Origin of the sequence: Streptomyces sp. NPDC056296 (genome assembly GCF_042268605.1) — a bacterium.
Lineage (GTDB): Bacteria > Actinomycetota > Actinomycetes > Streptomycetales > Streptomycetaceae > Streptomyces.
The window spans coordinates 47,562-60,531 of sequence record NZ_JBHJRX010000054.1 but is presented as its reverse complement, the minus strand read 5'-3'; the positions used below and the strand labels follow the sequence as shown (position 1 = coordinate 60,531).

8 protein-coding genes, 1 tRNA gene and 1 pseudogene are annotated in these 12,970 nt (G+C 70.7%); 3 read left to right on the top strand and 7 right to left on the bottom strand.

Going from position 1 to position 12,970, the window contains the following annotated elements:
- Positions 1-90 precede the first annotated feature (90 nt).
- A pseudogene (locus tag ACFCZF_RS31960) lies at positions 91-384 on the top strand (IS3 family transposase); the annotation flags it as partial.
- Between the two features lie 740 nt (positions 385-1,124).
- Here ACFCZF_RS31960 and pknB read toward each other — a convergent pair.
- From pknB to fhaA, 6 genes are all read right to left on the bottom strand, one after another.
- On the bottom strand, positions 1,125-3,158 hold the full coding sequence (gene pknB, locus ACFCZF_RS31955) for a Stk1 family PASTA domain-containing Ser/Thr kinase (RefSeq protein WP_376674593.1): 2,034 nt from the start codon (positions 3,156-3,158) through the stop codon (positions 1,125-1,127).
- Positions 3,159-3,348: 190 nt separating this feature from the next.
- Positions 3,349-4,821: a peptidoglycan D,D-transpeptidase FtsI family protein gene (locus tag ACFCZF_RS31950; protein WP_376674592.1), complete on the bottom strand. Its 1,473-nt coding sequence runs from the start codon at positions 4,819-4,821 to the stop codon at positions 3,349-3,351.
- Positions 4,818-6,254 (bottom strand): FtsW/RodA/SpoVE family cell cycle protein, encoded by a 1,437-nt coding sequence (locus ACFCZF_RS31945; RefSeq protein ID WP_375906561.1) that lies wholly within the window; start codon positions 6,252-6,254, stop codon positions 4,818-4,820. Before ACFCZF_RS31945 ends, ACFCZF_RS31950 begins: the two co-directional genes overlap by 4 nt.
- 27 nt (positions 6,255-6,281) lie before the next feature.
- Positions 6,282-7,832 carry a Stp1/IreP family PP2C-type Ser/Thr phosphatase gene (locus tag ACFCZF_RS31940; RefSeq protein ID WP_376674596.1) on the bottom strand — a complete coding sequence of 517 codons (1,551 nt, stop codon included), beginning with the start codon at positions 7,830-7,832 and terminating at the stop codon, positions 6,282-6,284.
- Between the two features lie 141 nt (positions 7,833-7,973).
- Positions 7,974-8,492, bottom strand: a complete 519-nt coding sequence (gene fhaB, locus ACFCZF_RS31935; protein ID WP_121748050.1) for an antibiotic biosynthesis regulator FhaB — start codon at positions 8,490-8,492, stop codon at positions 7,974-7,976.
- 10 nt (positions 8,493-8,502) lie between these two features.
- Positions 8,503-9,384, bottom strand: coding sequence for an antibiotic biosynthesis regulator FhaA (gene fhaA, locus ACFCZF_RS31930; protein WP_376674591.1), 882 nt, complete (start codon positions 9,382-9,384; stop codon positions 8,503-8,505).
- Positions 9,385-9,969: 585 nt separating this feature from the next.
- Between fhaA and ACFCZF_RS31925 the strand changes: the two genes are divergently transcribed.
- Positions 9,970-10,056 (top strand) — tRNA-Leu (locus ACFCZF_RS31925).
- A 100-nt stretch (positions 10,057-10,156) separates the two neighbouring features.
- Here ACFCZF_RS31925 and ACFCZF_RS31920 read toward each other — a convergent pair.
- On the bottom strand, positions 10,157-11,017 hold the full coding sequence (locus tag ACFCZF_RS31920; protein WP_376674590.1) for a carbohydrate-binding protein: 861 nt from the start codon (positions 11,015-11,017) through the stop codon (positions 10,157-10,159).
- Positions 11,018-11,434: 417 nt separating this feature from the next.
- Between ACFCZF_RS31920 and ACFCZF_RS31915 the strand changes: the two genes are divergently transcribed.
- A complete protein-coding gene (locus tag ACFCZF_RS31915; protein ID WP_376674589.1) occupies positions 11,435-12,961 on the top strand; it encodes a DUF2252 domain-containing protein in 1,527 nt (508 codons plus the stop codon).
- Positions 12,962-12,970: the final 9 nt, after the last annotated feature.

The following is a 12,970-nucleotide window of genomic DNA, read 5'->3' as shown; positions in this document are numbered from 1 at the left end:
AGACCCTCGGCTGGCGGACACCCGCCGAGGTCTTCGAAGAGCAGCTACGCTCGCTACAACAGCCCGGTGTTGCAACGACTGGTTGAACTCGCCCAGTTCCGGTCCCGCAAGGTCGCCGCCGTCCTCACCCGGCACGGCCTGGCCGGCTCAATGGGCCGGGTCGGGGCCGCCGGCGACAACGCCGCGATGGAGAGCTTCTTCGCACTGCTGCAGAAGAACGTCCTCGACCGCCGCGTCTGGGCCACCCGCCAGGAGTTGCGGATCGCGATCGTCACCTGGATCGAACGGACCTACCACCGGCGCCGACGGCAACGGCGCCTGGGCCGATTGACCCCCGTCGAGTACGAGACCATCATGACCCCACCTGCAGCTCTGGCTGCATAAACCCCGCTGTCACCCGATCATGCAGCAGTCCCTCTGGCGGTCGACCTCCGGCTCGGCCTTTACACAAGAGGTGTCCTACCTGGTCAGGTAGCTGGTGATCTCGGCGAGATGAGCTGCCCGAGATTTGTCGGGTTCCTGATGCCAGGGTTGTGGTCCTGGCGAACGAGAACCATCAGCATCAGGGCAGCACCCCGTAAACATCTGGACGAGCTCCCGCGAAGCCGCGGTCGGTGAGGTCCGCACCATCGGCCGCCCGATCGCCCACGTGGCGAAGGAGCTTGCATCGTCAAGGAAACCCTGCATGGTTGGGTCCGCCATGCCGAGGCCGACTGCGGCAAGTGGGCCGACCGGCTCACAGCACTTACAGGATCCCGCGCAGTACCTCCCGATGCGGCAGCGACTGTGCCCGCGCCTTCGGCAAGTCGGTGGACCTGGCTCCGGCACGGCTGGGCCACTGGATGTTGCTGACGGTGGCCTACTGGCGACGTTTCGCTACCCCGGACCGCAAGGCCGCGAAACTCGACCGGTCAGGCTAAGTAATCGACCCCTAACATGCCAGGGCCTGCGGGGCACCTCCGTGCAGCGGGTGGGCTCACCTGGCGGTTTGCATAGAGAAGGTGGTCGGTGGGCGGACTCAGCCCCGCGAAACTGCGCTGACTCGCCAACCGTACATGAAGGGGCCCCGGTCCCTCCGCTGAGGGGCCGGGGCTCTTGCCGTAGCGATGGGCTGCCGGGGTGCGTCAGTCGTCGCCGCGAAGGCCGCCGATGATGCCGCCGTTGCCGTTGCCGTTGCCGTTGCCGTTTCCGCCGTTGTTGCCGCCGCCGTTGCCGCCCACGGTCGTGAGGGTGATCGCCGTGGCGGCCGGGTCGTCGACCTCGGTGCCGGGCTGCGGGTCCATGGCGATCACCGTCGCGTTGTCGTCACCCGGGGCGCCGGGTGCGACCTGGACGTTCGTGAAGCCGCTCTGCTGCAGGACCTGCCGCGCCTCCGCGAGAGACTTGGTACGGACCTCCGGCACCTTCGTCTTCTCCACGGCCTTGCCGACGACGATCGTCACCTGCGAGCCCTTGTCGACCTGCTGGCCCCCCTGCGGGGTGGTGGAGATGACCTTGCCGTCCTGGTTCGGGTCGGTCGTCGGCTGGTCCGTGCAGGTGGCTTCCAGGTCGCTGTTCTCCATCTGGGCCTTGGCCTCGTCGCAGCTGCGGCCGAGGACGTCCGGCACCGTGGCCTTCGCCTCGGCCTTGGCGACCTCCAGGGTCACCGTGGAGCCCTTCTCGAGTTCCTCGCCCGGGTCGGGGTTCTGGCTGAGGACGGTGCCCTCGTCCTGGGAGGACTCGGTCTGCTTGGTCTCGACCTCGAAGCCCTTGTCCTTGAGCTGCTGGGTGGCCTCGTCGACGTTCTTGTCGATCACGTTCGGCACGGCGACCTTGGGGGCGCCGGTCGAGACGACCAGGTTGACCGTGGACTTCTTCTCGACGCTGGTGCCCTGCGCGGGGTCCTGCGAGCAGATGTTGCCCTTCTTCTGGTCCTCGCATTCCTTCTGCGTGAAGGCCAGTTCCAGGTCGGCGTTGGTGGCCAGTTGCCGGGCGTCGTCCTTGGTCTGGCCGACGAAGGCGGGCACGTCGACCTTGTCGTTGCCCGGCCCTCCGTCCCCGCTGAACGCGTACTTGCCGATCAGGATCGCGCCGACGAGGACGAGGATGCCGGCCAGGATCAGGAAGATCGTGGAGGTGTTCGACTTGCGCGGCTGCTGGCGGCGCCGGTCGGGGCGGTCGTCGTAGCCGTAGCCGCCGTCGTCCGGGTTCATCGGCGGCAGCATGGTCGTGGCGCCGCCGCCCGCGTCCGAGCGCAGGGCGGTGGTCGGCTGGTCGTCGGGGTAGGCGCCGTAGCCGCCCGCGGCCATGGCGCCGAGCGCGGCGGTGGCGCCGACCGGCTGGCCGTCGAGGCAGGCCTCGATGTCGGCGCGCATCTCGTCGGCCGACTGGTAGCGGTAGTCGGGGTCCTTGACCAGGGCCTTCAGCACGATCGCGTCCATCTCGGGCGTGATCTCGGGGTCGAAGACGCTGGGCGCCTGCGGTTCCTCGCGGACGTGCTGGTAGGCGACGGCGACCGGGGAGTCGCCGACGAAGGGCGGCCGCACCGTGAGCAGCTCGTAGAGCAGGCAGCCGGTGGAGTACAGGTCGGAGCGTGCGTCGACCTGCTCGCCCTTGGCCTGCTCCGGGGAGAGGTACTGGGCGGTGCCGATGACCGCGGCGGTCTGGGTCATCGTCATGCCGGAGTCGCCCATGGCGCGGGCGATGCCGAAGTCCATGACCTTGACCTGGCCGTTGCGCGTGAGCATCACGTTGGCCGGCTTGATGTCGCGGTGGACGATGCCGGCCCGGTGCGAGTACTCCAGCGCCTGGAGAATGCCGATGGTCATCTCCAGCGTCCGCTCCGGCAGCAGTTTGCGGCCGGAGTGGAGCAGCTCACGGAGTGTGGAGCCGTCGACGTACTCCATGACGATGTACGGGATCGACACGTTGTCGATGTAGTCCTCGCCCGTGTCGTAGACCGCCACGATCGCGGGATGGTTGAGCGAGGCGGCCGACTGGGCCTCCCGGCGGAAGCGGGCCTGGAAGGACGGGTCGCGCGCGAGGTCCGCGCGGAGCGTCTTCACTGCCACGGTGCGGCCGAGCCGGGAGTCATGCGCGAGGTATACCTCCGCCATGCCACCACGGCCGAGCACCTGGCCCAGCTCGTACCGGCCGCCGAGGCGACGCGGCTCTTCCATAGCTACCTACCAGCCCTCTCCGTCGGTCCCGACCGGCATGCTTGTACGGTCGGAGGCTGCCGTCCGGCCTACCGTACCCGGCTCGCTCCGGGTGACCTGGCCAAGCCCGATACCCGATACAGGACCGGTATCGCAACGTGCGCCTATGTGAAGGGGACGTGACCGGAGTCACGTCCTGTTCAGCCCGTGGTCACTTCTTGCTCTCCAGAACCGCCTCCATGACGTTCTTCGCGATCGGCGCCGCGAGCCCGCCGCCGGAGATGTCGTCACGGACCGCGTTCTCGTCCTCGATCACCACGGCCACGGCGACGGGCGCGCTGTCGTCGTCGCCCTTGGCGTACGAGATGAACCAGGCGTAGGGGTTCTCACTGTTGTCGACACCGTGCTGTGCGGTGCCGGTCTTGCCGCCTACCGTGACGCCGTCGATCTGTGCGTTGGTTCCCGTGCCGTCCTCGACGACGGTCTCCATCATGTCCTGGAGCTTCTGGGCGTTGTCCGCGGAGAGCGGCTCGCTCATCTCCTCGGGGTCCGTCTTCTCGATGGTGTCGAGGTTGGGGGCCTGGAGTTCGTCGACCATGTACGGCTTCATCAGGGTGCCGTTGTTGGCGATGGCCGAGGTGACCATGGCCATCTGCAGCGGGGTGGCGGCGGTGTTGTACTGGCCGATGGCGGAGAGCGCGGTCTGCGACTTGTTCATGTCGTCGGAGAAGACGGAGGCGCTGGAGCGGACGGGGACGAACTGCTCCTCGGTGAAGCCGAACTTCTTGGCCGTCTCGAGCATCTTGTCGTTGCCGAGGTCGGAGCCGACCTTGCCGAAGACGGTGTTGCAGGACACGCGGAGGGCCTCGCGGAGGGTGGCGTCCTCGCAGGGGAGGTCGCCCTCGTTGGGCAGCTCGGTGTCGGTGCCGGGCATCGTCCAGGGCAGCGGGGAGTCGGTCTTCTCGTCCGCCGAGTCGTACAGGCCGTGCTCCAGGGCGGCGGCCGCGGTGAGCACCTTGAAGGTGGAGCCGGGCGGGTAGACCTCGCGCAGGGCGCGGTTGAGCATCGGGTCGTTCGGGTTGTTCTTCTTCTGGAGCTTGTTCCAGGCCTCGCCGGCCGCTTCGTCGCTGCCGGCGATCGAGGTGGGGTCGTACGACGGGTAGGAAGCCATCGAGAGGATCTTGCCGGTGGACGGTTCGAGCGCGACGACGGCGCCCTTGGCGCCCTGCTTCTTCAGGCCGTCGTAGGCGGCCTTCTGGGCGGCGCTGTTGAGGGTGGTGACGACGTTGCCGCCCTCGCGCTTCTTGCCGGTGATCATGTCGAGGGTGTTGCGGAAGAAGAGCCGGTCGTCGTTGCCGGTGAGGATGCCGTCGTTGATGGCTTCGATCTGGGTGGCGCCGTAGGCCTGGGAGACGTAGCCGGTGACGGGCGCCCACATGGCGCCGTCCTTGTAGGTGCGCTTGTACTTGAAGTCGCCCTTGGTGGTGGCGTGGCCGGTGATGGCCTGGCCGTCGACGATGATGTCGCCGCGTGGGCTGGCGTACCGCTCGATGGCGACGCGGCGGTTGTGCTCGTCCTCTTTGAGCTCGTCGGCCTGGACGTACTGGAGCCAGTTGTCGCGGATGAGCAGGGTGAGGACGAGGAGGCCGCAGAAGATCGCGATTCGGCGCAGGGGCTTGTTCACGGTCGGACCACCTGGGTCATCTCGGCGTCTGGGTTGGCGGGAGCGGCGGGTGCCGGCCTGCGGGCGGTGTCGCTGATGCGCAGCAGGATGCCGATCAGGGCCCAGTTGGCGATGACGGAGGAGCCTCCGTAGGCGAGGAAGGGCATCGTCATGCCGGTGAGCGGGATGAGGCCCATGACGCCGCCGGCGACGACGAAGACCTGGAGGGCGAAGGCGCCGGAGAGGCCGATGGCGAGGAGCTTGCCGAACGGGTCGCGGGCGGCGAGGGCGGTGCGCACGCCGCGTTCCACGATCAACGCGTAGAGCAGGAGCAGCGCCATGAGGCCGGCCAGGCCCAGCTCCTCGCCGAAGGTGGCGAGGATGAAGTCGGAGTTGGCGGCGAACCGGATCAGCTCGGAGTGGCCCTGGCCCCAGCCGGTGCCGAGGGTGCCGCCGGAGCCGAAGGCCCACAGGGCCTGCATGGCCTGCTCGGAGTGGCCGACCTGGCCGGCGCGGGAGAGCGTGTACTCGCGCATCGGGTCGAGCCAGGCGTCGACGCGCTGCTGGATGTGCGGTTCGAAGCTGGCGACGCCGACGGCGCCGACGGCGGACATCAGCAGGCCGAAGACGATCCAGCTGGTCCGCTCGGTGGCGACGTACAGCATGATCACGAACATGCCGAAGAACAGCAGCGAGGTGCCGAGGTCGGTCTCGAAGACCAGGATGAGGATCGAGACCATCCAGACGACGAGGATGGGGCCGAGGTCGCGGCCGCGGGGCAGGTAGAGGCCCATGAAGCGGCGGCTGGCGAGGGCGAGCGCGTCGCGCTTCACCATCAGGTAGCCGGCGAAGAAGATCGCCAGGACGATCTTGGCGAACTCTCCGGGCTGGATGGAGAAGGAGCCGACCTGGATCCAGATGCGCGCACCGAAGACGTTCTTGCCGAGGCCCGGCACCAGCGGGAGCAGCAGCAGGACCAGGGCGGCGACCATGGAGATGTAGGTGTAGCGCTGCAGGACGCGGTGGTCCTTGAGGAAGATCAGCACGGCGACGAACAGGGCGATGCCCATCGCGGTGTACAGCAGCTGGCTGGGGGCGGCGTCGCCGGCCTGGTTGATGGACTGCAGCAGCTCGGACTGGTCCAGGCGCCAGATGGCGACGAGGCCGAGTCCGTTGAGCAGGGTGGCCAGCGGCAGCATCAGCGGGTCCGCGTACGGCGCGAACTTGCGCACGACGAGGTGGCCGACGCCGGCCAGGAGGCCGAGGCCGAGGCCGTAGCTCAGTAGGCCGGCGGGCACCTCGTCGTTGATGGCCAGGCCCACGTTGGCGTAGGCGAAGACCGGGATCAGGACGGCGAACACGAGCAGAGCCAGCTCGGTGTTGCGCCGGCTCGGGGCGCCGATGGCGCCGATCGTGGACGTGTGGTGCGTCGGCGAGTTGGTAGAACTGCTCATCGTGTGACAGGGCCTCTCACGGCTTGCCTACTGCTTACCGCACAGCGAGACGACCTTCTGCTCTTCCTCCGAGAGGGTCGGTCCTGAGCCTGGAGTGGGTGCGGTCGTGGACGGGGACTCGGACGATTCGGGTGCCTTCGGCGAGCCCGAGGGGTTCGGGCTCGGTGAGGCCTTGGACGTGAAGGAGGCGGGAGTGGTTCCCGTGGTGCCTCCGGCCTCGCCCTCGCCCGTCTTCGCGTTCTTCTCGGTCTCCGCGGTGCGCCGGTCCGACTGCTTCTTGCAGGCGGAGGCCTGCACCGCCAGTTCCTCGATCTTCGACCGGGCGTCGGCCAGGTCGCCTTCGGCGATGGTCGCCTCGACCAGTTCCTGCTGGTAGGGCGGCAGGTACTTGAGTTCGATCTCGGGGTGGTCCTTCTGGACCTTCGAGAGCGAGACCCAGGCGAGGTCCTGGCTGATGCCCCGGTACAGCGCGACGTGGTCCTCGTTGCTGCCGACGTAGTACTGGGTCTGGGTCCAGCGCCAGCCGCCGTACGTGCCGCCGCCGATGACGGCGAGGGCGAGCACGGTGTAGAGGGATCTCTTCAGCCACTTGCGGTTCTTGCGGGGTTTGGCGAAGTCGTCGGGGCCGTAGTCGTCGAAGCCGCCGGCCGGGATGTAGCCGGTGGTGTCGCCGCTGCCGGGCGGGCCGAACTCGCCGCCTCCGCCGCGCTGCCCGCCGCCCTGGCGGCCGAGTCCGGCGGCGCGGCCGGCCGGGGTCTGCATGATGCCGTTGTCGCCGAACTGGGCCTGGTTCTCGGCGACGGCGCCGACCACGATCGGGGTGTCGGAGAGCTGGGCGGCGAGGGTGTCGCCGGTGTCCAGGTCGAGGACGTCGGCGATGATGACGGTGATGTTGTCGGGGCCGCCGCCGCGCAGGGCGAGCTGGATCAGCTCCTGGACGGTCTCCTGGGGACCCTGGTAGCTGGCGAGGGTGTCCTCCATCGTCTGGTGGGAGACGACGCCGGAGAGTCCGTCGGAGCAGATGAGGTAGCGGTCGCCGGCCCGCACCTCGCGGATGGACAGGTCGGGCTCGACGTGGTCGCCGCTGCCGAGCGCGCGCATCAGCAGGGAGCGCTGCGGGTGGGTGCCGGCCTCCTCCTCGGTGATGCGTCCCTCGTCGACGAGGCGCTGCACCCAGGTGTGGTCCTGCGTGATCTGCGTGAGGACGCCGTCGCGCAGGAGGTAGGCGCGGGAGTCGCCGACGTGGACGAGGCCGAGGCGCTGGCCGGTCCACAGCAGGGCGGTGAGGGTGGTGCCCATGCCTTCGAGGGCGGGGTCCTCCTCGACCATCTGCCGCAGCTGGTCGTTGGCGCGCTGCACGGCGGTGCCGAGGGAGGTGAGGATGTCGGAGCCGGGCACGTCGTCGTCGAGGGCGACGATGGTGGAGATCACCTCGGAGGAGGCGACCTCGCCGGCGGCCTGGCCGCCCATGCCGTCGGCGATGGCGAGCAGGCGGGGACCGGCGTAACCGGAGTCCTCGTTGCCCTCCCGGATCATGCCCTTGTGCGATCCGGCGGCGAAGCGCAGTGACAGACTCATGCGCACCTCGCCCGTCGGCTCCGACTGCAGCCGGTCGTGTCGAGCCACACTGCCCACCCTCCGGTCGGGAGCGCGCCGTGGCCCGGGGTGCCGGCCGCCGCTGCGTGCTCGCTCCGCTCGCGCTCATTCATTGGTGTAGCACTACTTCCGCAGCTCGATGACGGTCTTGCCGATGCGGATCGGCGACCCCGGCCCGATCGGTGTGGGGGTCGTCAGCCGGGACCGGTCCAGGTAGGTGCCGTTGGTGGAGCCCAGGTCCTCGACGATCCACTGCCCGTTCTGGTCGGGGTAGATCCTGGCATGGCGGCTGGAGGCGTAGTCGTCGTCCAGAACGATCGTCGAGTCGTGTGCCCGGCCGAGCGTGATGGTCTGGCCCTGGAGGGCAACGGTGGTGCCGGTGAGGGTGCCCTCCGTCACGACCAGCTTGGTGGGAGCGCCGCGGCGTCCCCGGCCGCCGCTCTGCTGTTGGCGCTGCGGTGGAGGCGCCTGGCCCTGGCGCGCGGCGGCCTGCTGCGGTCGGGCGGCGTCGCGCCGCGCTCCGCGCTGGGTGACCCGCGTGCCGAACAGGTCGCTGCGGATGACCTGCACGGCCACGATCACGAACAGCCACAATACGGCGAGAAAACCCAGCCGCATGACCGTGAGGGTCAGCTCTGACATTGCCCCCGGATCACCCTTCGGCTTGCCTGTAGATAACGGTGGTGCTGCCCACGACGATCCGCGAGCCGTCGCGGAGCGTAGCGCGGGTGGTGTGCTGCCCGTCCACCACGATGCCGTTGGTGGACCCGAGATCCTGGATCGTCGAGGGCGTTCCGGTCCGGATCTCGCAGTGCCGGCGGGAGACGCCGGGGTCGTCGATCCGCACGTCGGCCTCGGTGCTGCGTCCGAGCACGAGCGTCGCGCGGGAGATCTGATGGCGGGTGCCGTTGATCTCGATCCAGTGGCGGGTGCGTCCGCCGGCCGCGGGTGCGGCCGGGGGCTGCTGGCCGCCCGCGGGCTGCGGGTAGCCGTATCCGCCGGGGCGTCCGCCGGGTGGCGGCGCGGCCGGCATGGGCGGGGCGCCCGCGGGGGCGGCGGCCGGCGGGTAGCCGTAGCCACCGCCCTGGCCGCCGGGCCGCCCGGTGGGGGCGGGGGGTGCGGCGGGGCCGGCGGATGCCGGGCCGCCCTGGTGGCTGGTGGAGGAGGCGAGCGTACGGCTGCGCACCCGGTACAGGCCGGTGTCGAGGTCGTCGGCCTTCTCCAGGTGGACCTTGATCGGTCCCATGAAGGTGTAGCGCTGCTGCTTGGCGTAGTCGCGGACCATGCCGGCGAGCTCGTCGCCGAGCTGGCCGGAGTAGGGGCTGAGGCGCTCGAAGTCGGGCGTGCTCAGTTCCACGATGAAGTCATTGGGTACGACGGTGCGGTCGCGGTTCCAGATGGTCGCGTTGTTGTCGCATTCGCGCTGGAGCGCTCCCGCGATCTCCACGGGCTGCACCTCGGACTTGAACACCTTCGCGAAGGTGCCGTTGACCAGACCTTCGAGACGCTGCTCGAACTTCTTCAGGACTCCCATGGGGCACCTCCTCCGTCGCTGCCGTCCTGTCCACTGCCTTGCGTACTGCTGTCCTGCGTCCTGCTGCCCTGCGTGGTGCTGCCCTGCGTCCTGCTGCCTTGCGTCCTGCTCACGCGTGTACGGCTGACCCGCGCACTGCCTACTTGGTACTGCTTACTGATCGTATCCACGCGCCGGTCGATCGGCTGGTTCCCCCTGTCGGCCCGGTCGACGGGTGTCGACGCCTCTCGGAGTTCCCGCCGGAGCTCCCCTTCGAACTCTCGGGGTCCTTCGGGATGCTCTCCCGCAGGTACTCATGCCCAGGATCGTAGAGGCGGCCGCAGACCAGTGTCCCGCACCTGACTGTGGACCCCTACCGGCTCCTGGGGAGACGGGCCGGACCGGTACGAGGTTGATACGTGAACGGACACGGGTCGATACGAGTGCCCGAGTGCCCCGAAGGAGGGGCGGGCGCCCTGCTCCCCGGGCCTTGCCCGCGGCCTGCCCCGCCTGGAAAGGGATGTGAATCCACCCGTTCCAGCGTGCTAATGTTCTCGTGTCGGAAGGCGCCGGACCGCAAGGAAAGGCCCCGAGGACACACCCAATGCGCGGGTGGCGGAATAGGCAGACGCGCTGGATTCAGGTTCCAGTGCCCGCAAGGGCGTGGGGGTTCAACTCCCCCCTCGCGCACCAGTCGAAAGCCCCCCAGGTCTCGGACCTGAGGGGCTTTCGCATGCTCGGGCGCGGGCGCTGTGGGGGCGCCGTTCGGCCGCGCTGCGCTGTGAGGAAGGTCTCAGGACTCGCGGCGCCACAGGGCCGGCACGTTGGGCGGCTCCCAGCCCGCCATCGAGGTGTGCGCCTGGAGGCAGCGGTAGGAGCCGCCGCCGTACGTCACCCCGTCGCCGGCGGCGTAGGAGCGGCCGGTCGCCCAGGTGCCGCCCGGCGGGTCGGTGGGCGGGTCGGTGGGGTCGGGGCCCGGACCGCCGTCCACGTTCAGGACGAAGTCGAAGCTCCCCTCCTTGCCGCCGCCGGCGCCGCGGACGTTCATCAGCAGCGCGGGGTCGAAGAGGGCGTCCGTGCTGTTGCGGGGCTCGCCGGGGAAGTACAGCTGGGTGGTCAGTACGGGTCGGCCGGGTGCCTGTGCCTTGACGTGGATGTGCCGGGTACGGCCCGGATAGAGGCCGGGGACGATCGTCCGCAGCGAGAACGCGCCCGTGGCGTCGGTGAACTGGTGGCCGCGGAAGGTGTATCCGGCCATGTCGTAGGCGCCGGCGTTGTCGGCCTGCCAGAAGTCGAGGAGCACGCCGGACAGCGGGACGCAGTTGCGGCCGAAGACGTAGCCGCTGACGGTCAGCCGGGTGCCTGCGGTGCCGGGCGTCACCAGGTTGGTGCGCAGCGGGGAGTTCGGTTTGAAGTAGGGGCCCTCCATCTGGTCGGGCGTCGGGTCGTCGCCGTCGTCGCAGAAGGGAGTCGGCGGCAGGGTCCTGCCGGTGGAGGAGGAGCGGGCGGCGTCCCGGGCGAGCGCGATGGAGCCGGTGGCGAGCAGCGGGACGGCGGCGCCGGCGGCGACGGCCGCCCTGAGCAGCGTCTTGCGGCTGACGCCGGTTCCGGGTTCGTCGGGGGTGGTGGGGGTGGTGGGGGTGTCGGAGGTCATGGCGGTTCCTCGGTCTCCTCGGTGGGGGTGGTCCCTGGGGAGGCTGGACGGGACGTGGACATCCGGGACGTCGGGGACAGGGAGCGCGCCCGCCGGCGCGGGGCAGGCTGCTGTCGTGGCTTCGGCGGGCGCGCTCCGTGGTGATCGCTGGAAACCGTATGCGCGCCGGTGGGGGCCCGGGCACCTCCTGTTCCGCCCCCTGCCCGGCGTTATGCGGGTGGCGGGGCGGGGGCGGACGGGGCCGTGTACGGGGGCGGTTCGCCCGGGGGTACGGTCGTGGCGCGTCGGCGCGTCGGCGCGTCGGCGCGTCGGAGCCCGGGGACGGGCGCGGCGCGGGTACGGGTACGGCAGCGGCACGGCGCGGCACGGCGCGGGTACGGGCACGGCACGGGTACGAGTACGGGGAGGGCGGCCGGGATGACCGAGTCGACGGCGGGGGCTACGGCGGCGGGGGCGGCGGCGGGGGTGCCTGTGCGTCCGGACGCGGGGGCGGCGGCAGGGGTGCGCGCGGACGCGGACGCGGCGGGGGGTGTGCGGGCCGGTGCGGACGCGGCGGGGGGCGTGCGGGTGCCGGTCGTGCCGGGGTTCGCGCGGTGGCCCGTCGGTGGCTCGCCGAAGGCGGACGGCAAGGCGCTCCGCGCGCGCGTTCCGCGGTCCGCGCACGCCGACCTCCCCCTGGACGCCTCCCGGCCGGACGCGGTGAGCGCGGTCGAGGAGTCCAACCGCGGCCGGATCCCCGGGCTCACCCCGATCCGGGTGGGGCGGATGGCGGCCACACCGTTCGCCTTCCTGCGCGGGTCGGCGGGGCTGATGGCGTACGACCTGGCGCGTACGCCGACGACCGGGATCGGCGCCCAGATCTGCGGCGACGCGCACGCCGCCAACTTCGGTCTCTACGGTGACGCCCGCGGCGGCCTGGTCATCGACCTGAACGACTTCGACGAGACCGTCCACGGCCCCTGGGAGTGGGACCTCAAGCGGCTCGCCGCCTCGATCGTCCTCGCGGGCCGGGAGGCCGGCGCCGACGAGGACACCTGCCGCGAGGCCGCCCACGACACGGCGGGCGCCTACCGGCGCACCATGCGGCTGCTGGCGAAGCTCCCCGCGCTGGACGCCTGGAACGCCATCGCGGACGAGGAGCTCGTCTCCCACACCGACGCCCACGACCTGCTCGGCACGCTGGAGCGGGTGGCCGACAAGGCGCGGGCCAACACCAGCGGGCGCTTCGCCGCCAAGTCCACCGAGCCCACCGAGGACGGCGGGCGGCGCTTCGCCGACGCCCCGCCGGTGCTGCGCCGGGTGACGGACACCGAGGCGGCGGGCGTCGCGGCCGCCCTGGAGCCGTACCTGGCCACGCTCTCCGAGGACCGGCTCCCGCTGCTGGCCCGGTACGCGGTGCACGACGTCGCCTTCCGGGTCGTCGGCACCGGCAGCGTGGGGACGCGGTCGTACGTCGTGCTGCTCCTGGACCACCGCGGCGAACCGCTCGTGCTCCAGGTGAAGGAGGCCAGGCCCTCCGCGCTGCTGCCCCACCTGGCGGCCGTCGGCTTCGACGCCCCAGAGGCCGCGCACGAGGGGCGCCGGGTGGTCATGGGGCAGAAGCGGATGCAGGTGGTCAGCGACATGCTGCTGGGCTGGACGGCGGTCGACGGCCGGCCGTTCCAGGTGCGGCAGTTCCGCAACCGCAAGGGCAGCGTCGACGCCACGGCCCTGGCCGCCGACCAGATGGACGACTACGGCCGCATGACCGGCGCCCTGCTGGCCCGCGCCCACGCGCACAGCGTCGATCCGCGGCTCATCGCGGGCTACTGCGGAAAGAACGACGAGCTGGACGAGGCGGTGGCCGCCTTCGCCGTGGCCTACGCCGACCGTACGGAGGCGGACCACGCGGAGCTGCTGGATGCCGTGCGGGCGGGGCGGATCGCGGCGGAACCGGGGGTGTGACGCGGGCCG

Bases quoted from the DNA above. Each gene is read 5' to 3' on its own strand.
- fhaA (WP_376674591.1), bottom strand. From the start codon at position 9,384: ATGGGAGTCCTGAAGAAGTTCGAGCAGCGTCTCGAAGGTCTGGTCAAC.
- pknB (WP_376674593.1), bottom strand. From the start codon at position 3,158: ATGGAAGAGCCGCGTCGCCTCGGCGGCCGGTACGAGCTGGGCCAGGTG.
- fhaB (WP_121748050.1), bottom strand. From the start codon at position 8,492: ATGTCAGAGCTGACCCTCACGGTCATGCGGCTGGGTTTTCTCGCCGTA.
- ACFCZF_RS31945 (WP_375906561.1), bottom strand. From the start codon at position 6,254: ATGAGCAGTTCTACCAACTCGCCGACGCACCACACGTCCACGATCGGC.
- ACFCZF_RS31940 (WP_376674596.1), bottom strand. From the start codon at position 7,832: ATGAGTCTGTCACTGCGCTTCGCCGCCGGATCGCACAAGGGCATGATC.
- ACFCZF_RS31920 (WP_376674590.1), bottom strand. From the start codon at position 11,017: ATGACCTCCGACACCCCCACCACCCCCACCACCCCCGACGAACCCGGA.
- ACFCZF_RS31915 (WP_376674589.1), top strand. From the start codon at position 11,435: ATGACCGAGTCGACGGCGGGGGCTACGGCGGCGGGGGCGGCGGCGGGG.